The following is a 16,322-nucleotide window of genomic DNA, read 5'->3' on the forward strand; positions in this document are numbered from 1 at the left end:
GGTTGTCTACTCGGCGTAGTAGTACTCGCCGGAACGCTTCTGTTCGCGGTCGAGTTGCGAATCAGGCTTGTTGATGCGCGGGCGCTGGGTGCGCTCGTCGCGGCGGAACGTGATGTCGAGGTCCGACAGGAAGTCGTTCATGCCGTCGCGCATCTCCTGTGGTTTCGAGGCGTGACCCTCGATGGAGGGTTCGCCGTCGAACACCATCAGGCGGTCTGCGAGCAGGTCCATCATGTAGATATCGTGGTCGATGACCATGACCGTCGCGTCGTGGTTCTCGGCGTAGCGGCGAATCGCCGACGTGGCCTGCACACGCTGTTCGACGTCGAGGTGGGCCGACGGTTCGTCCAGCAGGTAGAGGTCGGCGTCCTGCGAGAGACACGCCGCGATGGCGACGCGCTGGCGCTCACCGCCGGAGAGGTCGGTGAGGTTGCGCTCCATGATGCGGTTGAGTTGCAGCGGGTTCGCAATCTCGGTGTTCCAGTACGACGACCCGAACTGGTCGGTGATGGACGACAAGAATGCGTCCACACGCATCGGTTGGTCGATATCGATGTACTGGGGCTTGTACGAGATGTCGAGTGCGAAGTCGAGTTCGCCCGTGTCGGGCGTCAGGTCGCCCGTGAAAAGCTGAGCGAGCGTGGATTTACCAATCCCGTTCGGACCGACGATACCGAGCACTTCGCCGTTGTAGATGGTCCCCGCGTCCACGTCGAGGGAGAACTCACCCTCGCCGTAGGACTTCCGAATCTCGGGGTACTCGATGAGCGGTTCGGCCTTCGACGTCTCACGAGGTGCGTGTTCCTCGAAGGTGATCGCCCCCGGACGGATACGCATGTTCTCGTTCGTGAGGTACCCTTTCAGGTACTCGTTGATGCCGTTCCTGACGGATTTGGGGTCGGTGACGACACCGTACGCCCCGGGTTCACCGTACGCGACGTGGAGCGTGTCGGCGAGTAAGTCGAGAATCGCAAGGTCGTGTTCGACCACGAGGACCGCTCGGTCCTCTTCTTCGGCGAGTTCGCGGATGAGACGCGCCGCGGTGACGCGCTGACCGATGTCGAGGTACGGCGAAATCTCGTCGAGGAAGTAGAAGTCGCGGTCACGAGCGAGCGTCGCTGCGAGCGCGACGCGCTGGAGTTCACCGCCGGAGAGCGTGTCGATGTCGTTGTCGACGACGGGTCCGATGTCGAGGCGGTCGATGTAGGAGTCGAGTGCGCCGCGTTCGTCGGTGGCCTCCAGCAGTTCGCGCGCCTTCCCGTCGAACTGCTTGGGAATCTGGTCGACGTACTGCGGTTTCCGTGCGATAGAAACGTCGCCCGTTTGCACGCGCTCGATGTAGTTCTGAAGTTCGGTGCCGCGGAATCGGTCGAGGACGGCTTCCCACGATGGTTCGTCCTCGTAGTTGCCGAGGTTCGGCACCATCTCGCCAGCGAGGGCGCGGACGGCCGTCGTCTTCCCGATACCGTTCGGTCCGAGGATACCGGTGACAGCCCCGGGTTCGGGGACTGGAAGTCCGTACAGCGAGAAGGCGTTCTCACCGTACCGGTGGGTCGGGTCTTCGTTGAGCTCAGACGGGAGGTTGATGATTTCGATGGCGTCGAACGGACATTTCTCGACGCAGATACCACAGGTCTCACCGAGACAGATCTCCTCGGAGATACGGACCTGGTCGGGGCCCCCCTGTTCGGCGTCCTCGCCGCGGAGCGTGATGCACTCTTTTCCCGTCCGGTTCGGCGGACAGAAGTTCGAGCACTCGTAGCTACAGCGGTCCGGAGAACACCGGTCTAAGTCGACGACTGCGATACTATCGTCCGCCATGATTAGAGCTGAACACCCGAGGTCAGCAGGATCGCGTACGAGATGAACCAGAGCGCGAACGTCATGAAGACGACGTAGAGGTAGTCTTTCGCCCCGGAGATGTCGATGCCGATGACGCTGAGCACCGGGAACTGGACGAGGACGAACGCGCCGAGGATACCCACGGCCAACTGATTGGTCGCGGCCTCGACCGTCGTCCCCACCACCACACCGGAGATCATCGCCGCGGCGATGCCGGAGAGGCAGGCGAGTGTCGTGACCGTCACTCCGCGAAGGTGGCCGGAGAGTTCGGTCTGCGTTTCCGTGGCCATGTGTCTCCCTGCGATAGCCGGCATCAAAAGGCGTTCGTTCCTCCGGCAGCGCCTGGCGATAAAGCGTTGTCGGCTAATCACAGCCAACAAGGTTTATGCTGGTCGCGCGTCTCGATTCGTAACGATGGCTGGAACAGAAGAGGAGAGTCTAGACGACCTCCCACCGAGTGCGAAGCTCGTTTTCAAAGTACTCGAATACAACGGCCCACTCACCCAGAAAGGCATCGTGCAAGAGTCTATGCTCTCTGCGCGAACCGTTCGGTACGCGCTCGAACGACTGGAGGGCATCGGAATTGTCGACGAAGACGTCTACTTTGCTGACGCTCGACAGAATCTCTATCAGTTGACGGACCTTGCGCCCCAGCAAGCGCAGGCGAAAGCCGACGGCGGAAAAGAGAAAGCCTGCTGCGCCGAGTAGGGACGAACCGCACACTGCTTCGCAGTTGGTCTTTTCAAAAGCCCCGTTGCGACGTGTCGAAACAGTCGAACCCCCGGGACGGTTCAGTCGCGCGCCAACGTCAGGCCGGGACGACCGTGATTTGCTGCTTTTTGTCGATCGCGTTCTCGAGTTCCTCAGCGATTGCGCTCCCGCGTGAGACCTGAATGTCGCCGCCGCGGCTGACGGTCGCCGTGAACAGATACTCGTCGTTCGCTCGGACTTCGACCGTCTCGCCGACGTGGCCGTCCATCCGGACGACGACGTGCCGAGAGGTCACTTCGGGCGTGACGACGACACCCTCTTTGGACTGACCGCCAGCAGACTGTCCACCGGAGGACTGTCCAGTTGCCCCGCCTTGCGACGGTTTCTCGTCGTGGGTTCGCACGTCGATGTCGATGCCGAGGCGGTCTTCGACGTCCGAGATACGACCGCCGCCTTTCCCGATGACGTACGAGATGTCGTCTTCTTCGACGTAGACGACCGCGCGGTTCTGCCCCTTGAGGTCGACGTCGACGTGGCCACGGGCGATGGAACGAATCTCGCGCTCGATTTCCTGTTTGGCGAGACGGGAGACGCCGCTTTCTTTCTTGTCGCGTTCCTTGCCGAGCGGAACCGTGACGACCTGCCGGTTGAACGTGTAAATCTCGTACTTCGGCGTACCGGTCTCGAAGTCGCGAATCTGGATGACCGGGCGGGCGAGGTCCTCGGCGAAGAGACCCTCGGGGACCTTCACCTCGGTACTCACGTCGTACACCGTGTGAACCGCACCGTCTTCGATGTAGACGACGGTGTCGACCACCTGCGGAATCATCCCGAGTTCGACGCGGCCGACGAGACGCTGGAGTGCGTCGATAGCACGAGTCGCGTGGACGACGCCGACCATACCGACGCCGGCGAGGCGCATGTCGGAGAAGACGGAGAAGTCCGCGGTCTTTCTGACCTCGTCGTAGATGGTGTAGTCGGGGCGGACGAGCAGGAGCGAGTCGGCCGTCTTGGCCATGTCGCCACCGAGTGCCGTGTACTGCGTAATCTCCGGACCGACCTGCAAGTCACGCGGTTTCTCCATCGTCTTGACCGCGTAGTCGCTGTCGTTGAGGAACTCGGCGACGGCCTGCGCGAACGTGGACTTCCCAGCACCGGGCGACCCGGCGATGAGAACACCGCGCTGGCGCTCGGCGAGGCGGTCACGGAGTTCGTCGGCGAACTCGTAGTCGTCGAGTTCGGTCTTGACGATGGGCCGAACGGCCGTGATTTCGATGCCGTCGGCGAACGGCGGGCGAGCGACGGCGATACGGTAGTCGCGGAACTGGACGATGTTCATCCCGGGCTCCGAGAGTTCGATGAAGCCGTCGGACGACGCGCGAGCGGAGTTGACGATGTCGTCGGCCCACTCTTTCATCGTCGCCTCGTCTGTCACCTCGTCGTCGATAATCTGGTAGTGCATCTCGCCGACTGCGCCCCGTTTGGCCTTCGGCTTGGTGTCCGTCTTGAGGTGGACGGACATCGTCTCGTCGTCGAAGAACTGCTCGATGATGAGGCCGCCGGACCCACGGATGGCGGGTTCGACGTACTCGACGGAGAGGCCCTTCGCCTTGGCCACTTCGGCTTGGACGACGTCGCTCGTGAGGAGCGTCGCCGAGCGTTCGGCAGCGATGTCGCGGATGAGCGCGTCGATGTCGCCCTCGTGGGCGCCTTTCGTCTCGCCGGAACTCGGCCGGCGACCGATGTATCTGAGTTCGATGACGCCGTCGTCGGCAAACTCGGCGAGACGCTGGAGTTCGGAGAGTCCCTCCCACCCCGTATCGCGGCCATCGTTGGCCTGCGATTCGAGTTCGCTCACGACTGCTTCGGGGACGAGTACGTCGGCACCGTCGTAGGTGCCGTCGTCGACTCGCTCGGACACACGGCCGTCGATGACCGCGCTCGTGTCCGGCACTATCTTCATGCGCGGATTTTCGCAGTGGGGACGGATAAGGATATAGATGGAGAGGGTCGCTCGGGATGCGAATTAGTGGCACGTCGGGGCGCCCGTGACCGGGAGACGTGCGCTCCGTGGCACGAGCCGAGGGCTATAGTTAATAGAATGACACGAATATAATACAGTATGTCAGGCGAACGCTCCAGTCGGGCCATCCGACACGCAGCCGAAGTGTACGGCTTTACCCTCGACGATGAGGGGGTCGAACGATACGTGGCGGAACTCGAAGCGACGGCCGATGCACTCGGTATGCTCGACGCAACCGACCCCACCGACGAACCGGCGGTCGACGTAGCGGAGGCAGACGACGCGTACAACGCCCTCCTGTACACGTTCTCCATCCCCGGAAACGACACAGCTGGCGGGGCGCTCTCGGGGTACCGACTCGGCGTGAAGGACAACCTCGCCGTCGCTGGCGTTCCGATGACCTGCGGGTCTGCGGCGCTGTCGTACACTCCCGAGTTCCACGCGACGGTCGTCCAGCGTCTCGTCGACGCCGGCGGCGACGTCAGCGCGACGACCAACATGGACGAGTTCGCGTACTTCACGACTGGTGAAACCTGCGCACACGGGCCCATCAGGAACCCCGCCGTCGATGGAGCGGTTCCCGGCGGGTCGTCGAGCGGCAGTGGTGCGGCCGTCGCCGCGGGAACCCTCGACGCTGCGCTCGGCAGCGACACAGGCGGGAGCGTCCGCATCCCCGCGTCGTACTGCGGCGTCGTTGGTCTGAAACCAACTCATCGGTCCGTCCCCCGGTTCGGATTCGTCGACCTCGCACCTTCGCTCGACCACGTCGGCGTCCTGTCGAAATCGGTCGCACTTGCAGGAGAGGTATTCGAGACGATTGCCGGGCCAGACCCCAGAGACCCCTCGACGCTGGGGATGCCAACGCCAGACGTCACCGTCGCGGATACCGTCGATGGTCTTCAGGTAGGCGTCGTCGAAGAGGCGATGGACGACGCCGACGAAGGCGTTCGGGAACAGGTAGACGCCACCATAGAGGCACTCGCAGACGCTGGCGTGGCCGTCGAGCGTGTCTCACTCCCGACGTTCAGAGTCACACCGTTAGCGCTCCTGGCGACCTCTAACGTCGAATTCGCCCGCCTCATCGCTGACGACGGACAGGTGTACGGGACCGGAACTGGGTACAGTGAGGGCCTCCGGACGGCACTGAGTGACCTCGACCCCACCCGACTCGGTGACAACGCGGCTGGTCAACTTCTCGTGGGAGGTGGACTGCTCGAAACGACGGGCGGAAACCACTACGTGGCCGCCCAGCGTATCCGCGAGGCATTCACCCGAGAGGTCGACGAAGCACTCGCGACGTACGACGCGCTCGTGCTCCCGACGACACCGACGACCGCGCCGTCGTTCGGAACCGTGACTGACCAAGAGGCGTTCGTCCGAACGATTTCGCACACAGCACCGTTCAACTTCACGGGGAATCCCGCGCTGTCGGTCCCCTGCGGAAAGGCGGACGGCCGGCCCGTCGGGTGTCAGTTCGTGACCGCCCGCCACGACGAGTCGACCGCGCTCACGCTCGGATCGGCCGTCGAGCAGTCATCGTAACAGCTGCGGTCTCCACCAACGACTGGTTCAGAAAGTCAGTCGTCGGCTGGCGCTGTGTGCATCGCGTCTTCGTCGATGACTTCGAACGACCCGACGAGGTCCTCCAAATTCGCCGCCCGCGACGAGAGAATCGTGGCCTGTTCTGAGAGATCTCCGATAGACGCTGACTGAGTGTTTGCTGTCTCGACGACCGTCTGTGACTGGCCAGCGGTCTCTTCGGAGATGTTGGCAACGTCGTCGACTCGGACGGCGATGTCCTGTGCCGACTGCGCTTGTTGGTCCGTCGCGTCGCTCACTTCGGCCACGCTCGCGTCGATGTCGGTCACCATGTCGACGATGGTCTCGAACTCCTCGATTGCCTCGCTGACGGTGTCGAGACTGTCGGTGACTTGCTGGTTCATGTTCCGGACGTCGGCCAGCGTCTCCTCGGAGTGGTCGGTGATGTCGGCGATGAGCGTCGACACTTCGTCGGCCGAATCCCGAGTCTCCTCGGCGAGCGACTTGACTTCCTCTGCGACGACGCCGAATCCGTCGCCTGCCTCACCGGCGTGGGCCGCTTCGATGGCCGCGTTGATGGCCAACAGGTCTGTCTGCGACCCGACGTGGTCGATGAAGGCAGCAATCTCGTCAATCTCCTCGATTCCATCTGCGAGTTCTGCGACCGCTGCTGCGGTGTCGTCGATACGCTCTTCGACGGCGTCTAACGCTTCCATCGCTGCCGTGGCAGCGTCTCGTCCGACTTCGCCGCGTTTGGAGGCCGTCTCCGCCGTTCGGGCAACTTCGTCGGCGGACGCAGCAATCTCTTCGACCGTCGCCGAGAGCGTGTTGAGTTCGGTGGCGACCGTCTGGAGGTGGGCCGTCTGCGTGCTCGCGCCGTCGGAGATCTCGGTGACAGAGGCGGCGACTTCTTCGCTTGCCGCGTTCGCCTGTTCGACGTGTTCTTGCGCAGATGCGCTCATCTGTGAGACTTCCTCGGCGAACCGCTGCACCTCTCCGAGCGTCGTCGAGAGCGTGTAGACGAGGTCGTTGTACGTCTCGGCGACCGCCTCGTAGCGCTCGTCGTCGACGCCCCACTCGCTCGTGTCGATGGTCGCAGTGAGGTCACCACTCTGTGCTTGTGCGGTCGCCTCGGCGAACGCGTCGACCAAGTGTTGGAGGTTACGCGTGTAGTCAGCGAGGTCCCGCTGCATCCGATCTAAGGCGTCACCGAACTCGCCCGGGAGTTCTTCGTCGAACGAGTGGTGGTCGAAGTTCTGGTCGGCGAGTGCCGTCGCCTGCGAGGCGACGGTACAGAGGTGGTCGTGCATCGAACCGAAGTCCCCGGCGAGTCGTGCGACTTCGTCGTCGCCGTCGACGGTCGGTGGTGTCGCAGAGAGGTCTCCTGCGGCGACGCCAGCGGCCGACGTAGAGAGTCGCTCGATTGGTTCGACGATGTCTGTGCGAGTGATGAGAACGGTGTTCACGAACGCGAGGGTCGCGCCGAGGAACAGGGCGCCCGACAGAACGAGGCGCGTGGTTCCGGTCGCAACCCACGGTAACGCGGCCTGCCCGAGTGACACCACGAACTGGATGCCGACCGCCGCGACGATTTTTCGTTCGACTGAGTCCGAGACACCGAGTACGTCCATGCTTCTCCAGAGCAACCGTTGGTACGCCGAGACGAGTCGCATACACGAACGTTCACAGAATCTGGTATAGTCCTGGTACTGTATTCCCGAGAGCTGAGAACAAAGTTGTCGAATCAGTGGAATGTGACCGCCTCGTCGCCCGTCGTCACGATACACGCTTTTCTAGTGGTACCGTGACAGGGCGTCATGAACGAACTCGACCTGCTGACGGCTGACCTCGTCTCGATTCCTAGCCACGAGGACGAAACCGCCGCTGGCGACTTCATCGAGGCGTGGCTTCGCGACCAGACTGACGCAGACGTGACCAGAGACGACGTAGGAAACGTGCTCGCCCGTGTCAACGCCGGCGTCGGTGAATCACTCGCACTCGTCGGCCACCACGACGTCGTCCCGCCAGCACCCCGACAACTGACCGACGACGGCGAATACATCGTCGAGACGGCGGATGGCCGCCTCTACGGGCGCGGGAGCGCAGACATGAAAGGTGCGGTCGCTGCGTCGATGCTGGCCTTCAGAGACGCCGCGGAATCAGCATCGCAGGAAGTCGTCTTCGCCTCGTTCGTCGACGAAGAACTCGGAGGGAATGGTGTCCGTTCAGCACTCGAAGAAGGACTCTCGCTCGATTACGCCGTCGTCGCCGAAGGGTCGACCAACTACTCGGGCCCCGACCGAACTGACGTCGTCGTCGCCCACCGTGGTCGTCGCGCGAGCGTCCTCGAAGTCTCTGGAACTGCGTGCCACGCCAGCGAACCTGAGCGGGGTGAAAACGCAGTGTATCGCGCGTGCGACGCGGTGGACGTGGTGCGCGAACTGACGTTCCCCGAAACTGAGGTGCTGGGACACACCGTCTCGGGAAGCATCGCAGTCACCGAGATTGACGGCGGGAGCGCGTGGAACGTCATTCCCGACTACTGTGAAGTGACCATCGACGAGCGAACCGTCCCCGGTGGGTACGCCGACCTCGCCCAGACTGAATCCATCGACGGCGTCGAGTGGGTTGTCGAACAGGACCTTCCGCCGATGGCCTGTGACGACGCCGACTTCGCCGAGCGAGTGTTCGAGGCGGCCCAGCGAGTTCACGAGGACCGCGGTGACGACGCGCCCGAACAGGTGACGAAACCACACGCTACCGACGCAGGGTGGCTTGCTCAGGAGGGAACGACCTGTATCGTCTACGGTCCATCAGAGCCCGGCGAGGCCCACACGAAGAACGAGAGCGTCTCACTCGACGTGCTGGAGCGGTGTTACGAGACGTACCGTGACCTCGTGGAGGGGTGGTAACGAGAGACCTGAAAGAGCGTCCGTCTCGAAGACGAGAGTGGTGGGAGGAAGTAGAGTCTTCTTCTCTGTCCTGTCCGGGTTTGACTCGTCAGAAATCCCACCGAAATCACCGTCTCCTGCGATTTAATACGCACCCGACCCGACCCGACATCATATGGCACAATCCTCCACAGAAGAGGCATCGGCGTACGACCGACTACTCGCGAAGTACAAGCGAATCGCCAACGTCGAAAACGCCGGTGGCATCCTCTCGTGGGACCAGCAGGTCATGATGCCCGACGAGGGGACGCCCGCGCGGTCCCAACAGATGTCGGCGCTCTCGGCGCTCAGTCACGAACTGCTCACCGACGACGAGTTCGGTGAACTCCTCGAAGCGGCGGAAGCGGACGACCCGACCGACGAACAGGCCGACGTGCTCCGCGAACTTCGGCGTGACTACGAACGTGCCGTACGCGTCCCGAACGACCTCGTCGAGCAGATTTCGGCGGCGGCGTCCGAGGCGATTCCCGCGTGGAAGCAGGCCAAGGCCGAAGACGACTTCGAGACGTTCGCCCCGCATCTGGAGAAACACGTCGAACTGAAGCGGCAGTACGCCGAGCACATCGACCCGGACCGCGACCCCTACGAAGTGCTGTTCGAAGACTACGAACCGTGCCTGCCGCTCGAACAGGCCGAAGAGATTCTCGACGAAGTTCGCGAGGTCCTCGTCGAGATGATTGCAGACATCCGCGAATCGGAGACCGAACTCGCCGTCGACGCCTTCGAAGGCGAGTTCCCGGCCGACGACCAGGAAGCACTCGTCCGCGACGCGCTGTCGACGCTCGGCTATCCGTGGGAACGTGGCCGTCTCGACACCGCACCACACCCGTTCTCGTCGGGGACGCAGTTCGACGCTCGCGTGACCACCCGCTACGACGAGTCCGACCCACTCGGGTCGCTCTTTTCGACCATCCACGAGTTCGGTCACGCGCTCTACACGCTCGGCCTGCCGGACGAACACTACGCGACGCCGCTCGGTGAGGACCGAAACCTCTCCGTCCACGAGTCGCAGTCCCGTCTCTGGGAGAACCACGTCGGCCGTTCGCGTGCCTTCTGGCAGCACTTCCTTCCCACGTTCACCGAACACTTCTCGGACGTCGATGCGACCGTCGAGGAGGCGTACGAGGCAGCGAATCAGGTGTACGAGGACAACCTCATCCGCGTCGAAGCGGACGAACTGACCTACCACCTGCACATCGTCATCCGGTTCGAACTCGAACGCGCGCTCATCTCGGGTGACCTCGACGTCGAAGACGTGCCGGAGGCGTGGAACGACAAGTACGAAGAGTACCTCGGCATCCGCCCGGAGACCGACTCCGAAGGCTGTCTGCAGGACATCCACTGGGCCTACGGCAACTTCGGCTACTTCCCGACGTACTCTCTCGGGTCGATTATGTCCGCGCAGTTGTTCGACGCGGCCGACGACGACATCGAGAACCTCGACGAGAAGATTGCTGACGGTGAGTTCGCCGACCTGCGCGAGTGGCTCCGCGAGAACGTCCACCAGTACGGCCGTCGCTACGAGACGAACGACCTAGTCAAACGCGCCACCGGGAAGGACTTCGCCGCCGACGACTTCCTCGACTACGTCGAAGCGAAGTACACCGAGCTGTACGACCTGTAAGTTCACGAGAGAGTCTGAATCCCCTGTTCTCAGGGATTCGCAAGCGCCGCAGGAACTAAATACAGCCATGGCATAGCATACCATGTATGGCCTCAGCACCCAGTGACGACTTGTTCGACCAGTTCTTGGCCGACCGCGGTCACGAGACAGAACCGGCACGCTGGGATCGATCCTATAACAAACTGCAGTGCCCCGATTGTGGGGCGTTGCACGACATGGGCGCGGCGACATGCTCCGTCTGTGGGTGGTCGCCGGAGGCCTAACGCGTCCGTAACGTACTGACCAAGCCACAGCACCTGTTCTCGACGCACCCACACAGGAGGGTGCGCCCGCGAACGCCCGGCACGTCGAATCGACTCCGGGCGCGTTCGCCCTCGTCGGAAGCACGTCGCTTATCACAGAGAAGGCCGTGAACGTCCACAATGAGCGAATCCGACGTGACCGTCACCCGCCTATTTGGGGGTCCGGGTAGCGGGAAGACCACGGCCTTACTCAACAAGGTCGAGGAAATTCTCGAACAAGACGACGTCAGTATCCGCGATATCCTCGTTGTCTCGTACACTCGTGCCGCAGCGGCAGAGATTCGGGACCGACTCGCTGACCGACTCGACATCAATCCGCGTTCGTTGAAAGGCAACGTCTCGACGATGCACGCGAAGGCGTACGAACTACTCAGCCTCTCGCGCAACGACGTCGTCGGCGAGAAGGACAAACAGGAGTTCTGTGAAGAGTACGGACTGGAGTTCCAAGACGAGTACAGCGGCGCCGGCCGTCGAACGGCCCGTTCGACCACCATCGGGAACAAGGTTATCGCTACGAGTCAGTGGCTTCAGCGGACCCGCCGCGATGTCGCCGACTGGTACGACGTCCCGTTCCAGTGGAACGTCGAAGAGGTTCGTCTTCCGCCAGAAATCGACCCCAACGCACAGGAAGGCAACAAGTACACGCCGACGTGGCCCTCTGACGACGACCGAATCGACATCCCCGAAGCCATCCGCGCGTGGCGCGCCTACAAGGGAGAAAACGGACTCGTCGGATTCGCAGACATGCTCGAACGAGTCAAGCAGCGCGCTCTCGTCCCGAACGTCGACTACCTCGTCATCGACGAGTTCCAGGACATCACCACACTCCAGTACGACGTGTACGAAGAGTGGAAACCGCACATGACGGGCGTCCTCATCGCCGGCGACGACGACCAGGTCGTCTACGCGTGGCAGGGTGCAGACCCGAACCTGCTCCTCGACGCCGAGCGTGACCACGACGAGGTTCTGCCGAACTCCTACCGTCTCCCGTCGAACGTCCTCAACGTCGTCAACCGTGAGATTCGACACATCGACAAGCGGCAGGAGAAGGACCTCAAACCCCGCAAAGAAGGTGGGTCCGTCGAAGCAGTCGAGAGTCCGTCGATGCTCGAACTCGCCCGGAACGTTCGCTACACCGTCGAACAAGACGACGGGACCATCATGGTGCTGTTCCGTGCCCGGTACCAGATGTTCCAGTTCATCGACGAGTTCCTCCCCTCGGGCATCCCGTTCTCGACGCTCACTGACCAGCGCATGTGGACCGACCGCCTCACGCAGTACGTCCGCGCCGTCGAGGCGATGGAGGCCGACGAACCCGTCGATGGGTTGCAGGCTCGCCGCCTCGCCGACATGCTTCAGGACTCGGCGTTCGGGACCAACGACCGCGACGACCTGTTCGACGCGATCGACGAGCGGAAAGAAGAACAGGGTGCCGAGGACATCACGGAACTCGAGTTCACCCCGAAGGAGATCAAGAACTTCGCCCCGTTCGCGCCGAACGGAAGCGCCGCTTCGGACATGGTCCGCAAAGTGACCAGTTTCCAGCGCAAGTCCGTCGACGCGTACTTCTCCGGCGACTACGCCGGCATGGACCCGAGTCGCGTCCGCGTCGGAACCATCCACTCTGCGAAGGGTCGTGAAGCAGACCACGTGTTCATGGCGACCGACCTGACCGAGAAGGTCGTCGAGCAGATGGCCGCCTCCGTCTCCGAAGAGGAACTCGAAGCCCGCGGCATCGACGAGTTCACCTCGGCGACGAGTCCGGTCCCGCTCATCACGGACAACGAGCGCCGTGTCTTCTACGTCGGGATGTCCCGTGCGCGTGAGCGCCTCATCATCCTCGAAAACCTCGTCAACGGAGCACCGACGCTCCCAATCAGCGTCCTCCTCCACAACGAGATTCGCGACGAAGACACCCAAGCACTCGTCGAGGCAGCCCAAGAACCACCCGCGCCCGAACCCGAGGCGTAATCCGCCCGTGCCGTCCGGTCCCCGCGGCGGTTCGGCCATCGACGCCGCCATCGACGAGAGAACTGCGGTCGGATTCGTCGCCATCTGCCGCGCTGACGACCCACTCGGCAGGTATCTGACCGGCCGCGACCTCGGTGTCGATGTCGTGTACGTCCGCGTCGCCGGCGAGACGCATCTTCGCGTTCCCTCGACGGTCGACGTTCCAGAGGTTCCAAACGCGTCTGTCCGCGTGGACGACAGACCAGCAGGCCAAGCCGCCGCGGCGATTCTGGCCGACCACGCACCCGATGGAACGGTGCTGGCACCGCGAACGATTCCCCACGACACCGCACTCCACCTCGAATCGGCGGGCTACGAACTATCGTCGACGACAGCAGTGCGAGACGCTCGGGCAATCAAGGACACCGAAGAAATCGATGCTATCGAAGGGGTTCAGCGGGCCGCAAAGCGCGGCATCACCGCCGCCGCCGTCATCCTTGCCGATGCGCACGTCGAAGACGAGACGCTCGTCTGGGGCGACGCACCCCTCTCGACGGAGCGTATTCGGCGGCAAGTGAACGCGACACTCGCCGTCGAAGGTGTCGACTCGGTGGGAGCGACGACAGTGACGACAGGCACTCGCGGCGGACGAGACGCGGCGGTCGAACTCGTGCCGGGCGAACCAATCGTTGTCTCGGTGTCGCCGCGTGGTCCCGCAGGATACCGCGGGGCGCTCGCGCGAACCTTCGTCGTCGACGCGGACGGCGGATGGGAACGACGGGCTCACGTGGCCTGTGACGCCGCCCGAGACGTTTCGCTCGTGGAGGCGAACGCCGGTGCCGATGCCGGCTTCGTCGGGAGCGAGATTCGCGCCGAGACGGCCGCGTTCGGCTTCTCGATGAACGACGAAGTGACGAGAGACGTCGGGGGCGGCATCGGACTGGCCGCCCGAGAAGCCCCACAACTAGACGGAGACACCGAACTCGTCGAAGGAAACGTCGTCAGAGTTCGTGCTGCAATCTCCCACGCAGACAACGGCCGGGTAGAACTGACCGACGTGCTCGTCGTCGGTGAAGACGGCCCACGGATGCTCGGTGACGCGCCGACCGGTCTCGACCCGTCTCGCTGGAGCGAGTGACGCCGCAGACCGGGTCGCTACTCTTCTTCGTCTGGCTCTTTTGCGATGCCGCCCATGACTTTCTCGGCCGCGAGCATCGGAATGTCCTGCGGCGTGGTGAGATACTTCGGAAGCGCGACCATGAGGACGGCGAGGAAGACCATCGCGCCGCCGAAGACGGTCCGACCGTCCATCAGGAGTGTGAGACCGAAGACGCCGAGCGGAATAGCGAAGATGAGCGACGCTCCGAGTCCGATCATTTCTAAGATTCCGAGTCGCATCGAGCGCGGATAGTCTTCGGGTGGACAAAAGCGTCGCGGCATCGTCGGTGAGGCGCGTCGAGAGAGGTGCCCCACCGACAGTGAGTTCGTCGTGCTCTCGCCGACGTGACAATCAGCCAAGGAACCATTAAGCCGTCTCCGAATCGACGTGCCCTATGGTCGCGGTTACGCCCGGCATGCTCGTCGTCTTCGCCCTCGTGGTGGTCACGATGACGTTGTTCGTGACAGAGGCGGCACCGCCAGACGTGACTGCAATCGGCGTCATCGTCGCACTCATCGTCCTCGAACCGTGGACACAGGTCGACCTCCAGACCGGTCTCTCGGGGTTCTCGAACGCTGCGACCATCACGATTCTCGCGATGTACGCGCTCAGCGAAGGAGTCAGACAGACCGGCGCGATTCGCGTCCTCGGAGACGCACTCGCCCGATTCACCCATGGGAGTGAGAGTCGACTGCTCGGCTCGATTGTCGGACTCACGGGGCCGATTGCCGGCGTCATCAACAACACACCGGTCGTCGCGGTGTTCATCCCGATGGTCTCCGACCTCGCAGACCAGACGAACGTTTCGCCGTCGAAACTCCTCATCCCGCTCTCGTACGCGTCGATGCTCGGGGGGACGCTCACGCTCATCGGAACCGCCACGAACCTCGTCGCGAGTGAAGCCTACGCCACCGCCACGGGCAACCCTCCCTTTTCGATGTTCGTGTTCACACCCCTCGGAATCATCGTGTTCGGCGTCGGCGCGGTCTACCTGTTGACGATTGCCCCCCGACTCCTCCCCGAACGAATCGAAGCGGGGAACCGGACGGCTAACTACGGTGTCCAACCGTTCCTCGCCCGTGTGTTAGTCCCCTCGCGGTCCCCCCTCGTCGGCAACCCGGCGCGAGAAGTCGCTGACGACGCCCACCGGGACCTCAACATCGACATCCTCGACGTCCTCCGTGGGGGCGAACACTTCGTCGCGGCCGACACAGACCGCGACATCAAAGGCCGTGACCTCCTCACGATTCGCGGCGACCCGGCGACGATTCGGCAGTTCTGCGACCTCGTCGACCTCCGGTATCTCCCACGAACGGCCCTCACGGACATCGAACTCGACCAGCCAGACCGCGTGGCACTCCTCGAAATCGTCGTCCCACGCGAGTCGGGACTCATCGGCGACACCATCGGCGAGACGCGACTGCGAGAACGGTACGACGCGACAGTCCTCGCTGTTCGCCGCCGTGGTGGTGGACTCATCCGCGAACACTTCCGCGACGTCGACCTTCGCGCCGGTGACTCGCTCCTCCTCCAGACGACCTACGAGACGGCCCAGTATCTCAAGGAGACGGGTGACTTCATCGTGACGAGCGAGGTTTCCGAGAGGGTGATGAAGCGAAACGGCGGGCTGTCGCCGACGGCGTTTCGGGCGTTCGCCATCATCGCAGCGGTCATCGGATTAGCCGCACTCGGCGTCGTCCCAATCGCCGTCGCCGCCCTCGGTGGCGTCGTCGCCATGGTTGTGACGGACTGCCTCTCGGTGAGTGACGCCTACGACGCCGTGAGTTGGAACGTCATCTTCCTCCTCGCAGGCGTGATTCCGCTGGGTCGCGCACTCCAACTGACCGGAGGTGTCGCGCTCATCGGAGACCTCGTCGGTGAGGCCACCGTGTTTCTTCCACTCGTCGCCGTGCTCGCTGCGTTCTACCTCTTGACGGGGCTCTTGGCGAACGTCATCACGCCCGTCGCGAGCGTCGTCCTCATCTTACCCATCGCTATCGACACGGCACAGCGACTCGGGGCAGACCCGTTCGGATTCGCCATCGCCGTCACGTTCGCGGGGAGCACGGCCTTCATGACGCCCATCGGCTACCAGACGAACCTCATGGTGTACGGCCCGGGCGGCTACCGCTTTTCTGACTATCTTCGGGTGGGCGGGCCACTCCAACTACTCTTGGCCGTCGTCACGACGTTCGGAATCGTGTTGCTGTGGGGCCTCTGA

13 protein-coding genes are annotated in these 16,322 nt (G+C 63.1%); 8 read left to right on the forward strand and 5 right to left on the reverse strand.

Annotation, left to right across the window (positions count from 1 at the left end):
* Positions 1-6: 6 nt before the first annotated feature.
* The gene (locus tag GJR98_RS01510) at positions 7-1,821 is read right to left on the reverse strand and encodes a ribosome biogenesis/translation initiation ATPase RLI (RefSeq protein ID WP_151134771.1); all 1,815 of its coding nucleotides are present in this window, start codon (positions 1,819-1,821) and stop codon (positions 7-9) included.
* A gap of 2 nt (positions 1,822-1,823) precedes the next feature.
* Positions 1,824-2,132, reverse strand: a complete 309-nt coding sequence (locus tag GJR98_RS01515) for an EMC6-like membrane protein (protein WP_151134773.1) — start codon at positions 2,130-2,132, stop codon at positions 1,824-1,826.
* A 124-nt stretch (positions 2,133-2,256) separates the two neighbouring features.
* Between GJR98_RS01515 and GJR98_RS01520 the strand changes: the two genes are divergently transcribed.
* Positions 2,257-2,550: a MarR family transcriptional regulator gene (locus GJR98_RS01520; protein ID WP_058571267.1), complete on the forward strand. Its 294-nt coding sequence runs from the start codon at positions 2,257-2,259 to the stop codon at positions 2,548-2,550.
* 100 nt (positions 2,551-2,650) lie between these two features.
* On the opposite strand, the gene GJR98_RS01525 is transcribed toward GJR98_RS01520, so the two are convergent.
* The gene (locus tag GJR98_RS01525; RefSeq protein ID WP_151134775.1) at positions 2,651-4,516 is read right to left on the reverse strand and encodes a PINc/VapC family ATPase; all 1,866 of its coding nucleotides are present in this window, start codon (positions 4,514-4,516) and stop codon (positions 2,651-2,653) included.
* A gap of 159 nt (positions 4,517-4,675) precedes the next feature.
* Here GJR98_RS01525 and GJR98_RS01530 point away from each other — a divergent pair, with 159 nt between their 5' ends.
* A complete protein-coding gene (locus GJR98_RS01530; RefSeq protein WP_151134777.1) occupies positions 4,676-6,118 on the forward strand; it encodes an amidase in 1,443 nt (480 codons plus the stop codon).
* A gap of 35 nt (positions 6,119-6,153) precedes the next feature.
* On the opposite strand, the gene GJR98_RS01535 is transcribed toward GJR98_RS01530, so the two are convergent.
* On the reverse strand, positions 6,154-7,788 hold the full coding sequence (locus tag GJR98_RS01535; RefSeq protein WP_151134779.1) for a methyl-accepting chemotaxis protein: 1,635 nt from the start codon (positions 7,786-7,788) through the stop codon (positions 6,154-6,156).
* 144 nt (positions 7,789-7,932) lie between these two features.
* Here GJR98_RS01535 and GJR98_RS01540 point away from each other — a divergent pair, with 144 nt between their 5' ends.
* The 5 genes from GJR98_RS01540 to GJR98_RS01555 all read left to right on the forward strand — a co-directional run bounded on the left by GJR98_RS01540 (position 7,933) and on the right by GJR98_RS01555 (position 14,080).
* Complete coding sequence (locus GJR98_RS01540; protein WP_151134781.1) at positions 7,933-9,027, forward strand: M20 family metallopeptidase; 1,095 nt, start codon at positions 7,933-7,935, stop codon at positions 9,025-9,027.
* Between the two features lie 154 nt (positions 9,028-9,181).
* Complete coding sequence (locus GJR98_RS01545) at positions 9,182-10,690, forward strand: carboxypeptidase M32 (RefSeq protein WP_151134783.1); 1,509 nt, start codon at positions 9,182-9,184, stop codon at positions 10,688-10,690.
* 86 nt (positions 10,691-10,776) lie between these two features.
* On the forward strand, positions 10,777-10,953 hold the full coding sequence (locus GJR98_RS17900; protein WP_305037515.1) for an HVO_0416 family zinc finger protein: 177 nt from the start codon (positions 10,777-10,779) through the stop codon (positions 10,951-10,953).
* A gap of 159 nt (positions 10,954-11,112) precedes the next feature.
* Positions 11,113-12,963, forward strand: a complete 1,851-nt coding sequence (locus tag GJR98_RS01550) for a UvrD-helicase domain-containing protein (RefSeq protein ID WP_151134785.1) — start codon at positions 11,113-11,115, stop codon at positions 12,961-12,963.
* A gap of 7 nt (positions 12,964-12,970) precedes the next feature.
* Positions 12,971-14,080, forward strand: coding sequence for a M24 family metallopeptidase (locus GJR98_RS01555; protein WP_151134787.1), 1,110 nt, complete (start codon positions 12,971-12,973; stop codon positions 14,078-14,080).
* A 17-nt stretch (positions 14,081-14,097) separates the two neighbouring features.
* Here GJR98_RS01555 and GJR98_RS01560 read toward each other — a convergent pair whose 3' ends face one another.
* Positions 14,098-14,340: a DUF7533 family protein gene (locus tag GJR98_RS01560; RefSeq protein WP_151134789.1), complete on the reverse strand. Its 243-nt coding sequence runs from the start codon at positions 14,338-14,340 to the stop codon at positions 14,098-14,100.
* Positions 14,341-14,495: 155 nt separating this feature from the next.
* Here GJR98_RS01560 and GJR98_RS01565 point away from each other — a divergent pair, with 155 nt between their 5' ends.
* The gene (locus tag GJR98_RS01565; RefSeq protein WP_151134791.1) at positions 14,496-16,322 is read left to right on the forward strand and encodes an SLC13 family permease; all 1,827 of its coding nucleotides are present in this window, start codon (positions 14,496-14,498) and stop codon (positions 16,320-16,322) included.

The sequence above is a fragment of the Haloferax marinisediminis genome, from assembly GCF_009674585.1.
GTDB lineage: Archaea > Halobacteriota > Halobacteria > Halobacteriales > Haloferacaceae > Haloferax > Haloferax marinisediminis.

Excerpts from the sequence above, each read along its gene's own strand:
- GJR98_RS01535 (WP_151134779.1), bottom strand. The coding sequence starts at position 7,788 with ATGCGACTCGTCTCGGCGTACCAACGGTTGCTCTGGAGAAGCATGGAC.
- GJR98_RS01550 (WP_151134785.1), top strand. The coding sequence starts at position 11,113 with ATGAGCGAATCCGACGTGACCGTCACCCGCCTATTTGGGGGTCCGGGT.
- GJR98_RS01545 (WP_151134783.1), top strand. The coding sequence starts at position 9,182 with ATGGCACAATCCTCCACAGAAGAGGCATCGGCGTACGACCGACTACTC.
- GJR98_RS01540 (WP_151134781.1), top strand. The coding sequence starts at position 7,933 with ATGAACGAACTCGACCTGCTGACGGCTGACCTCGTCTCGATTCCTAGC.
- GJR98_RS01560 (WP_151134789.1), bottom strand. The coding sequence starts at position 14,340 with ATGCGACTCGGAATCTTAGAAATGATCGGACTCGGAGCGTCGCTCATC.
- GJR98_RS01510 (WP_151134771.1), bottom strand. The coding sequence starts at position 1,821 with ATGGCGGACGATAGTATCGCAGTCGTCGACTTAGACCGGTGTTCTCCG.
- GJR98_RS01565 (WP_151134791.1), top strand. The coding sequence starts at position 14,496 with ATGGTCGCGGTTACGCCCGGCATGCTCGTCGTCTTCGCCCTCGTGGTG.
- GJR98_RS17900 (WP_305037515.1), top strand. The coding sequence starts at position 10,777 with ATGGCCTCAGCACCCAGTGACGACTTGTTCGACCAGTTCTTGGCCGAC.
- GJR98_RS01530 (WP_151134777.1), top strand. The coding sequence starts at position 4,676 with ATGTCAGGCGAACGCTCCAGTCGGGCCATCCGACACGCAGCCGAAGTG.
- GJR98_RS01515 (WP_151134773.1), bottom strand. The coding sequence starts at position 2,132 with ATGGCCACGGAAACGCAGACCGAACTCTCCGGCCACCTTCGCGGAGTG.
- GJR98_RS01525 (WP_151134775.1), bottom strand. The coding sequence starts at position 4,516 with ATGAAGATAGTGCCGGACACGAGCGCGGTCATCGACGGCCGTGTGTCC.
- GJR98_RS01520 (WP_058571267.1), top strand. The coding sequence starts at position 2,257 with ATGGCTGGAACAGAAGAGGAGAGTCTAGACGACCTCCCACCGAGTGCG.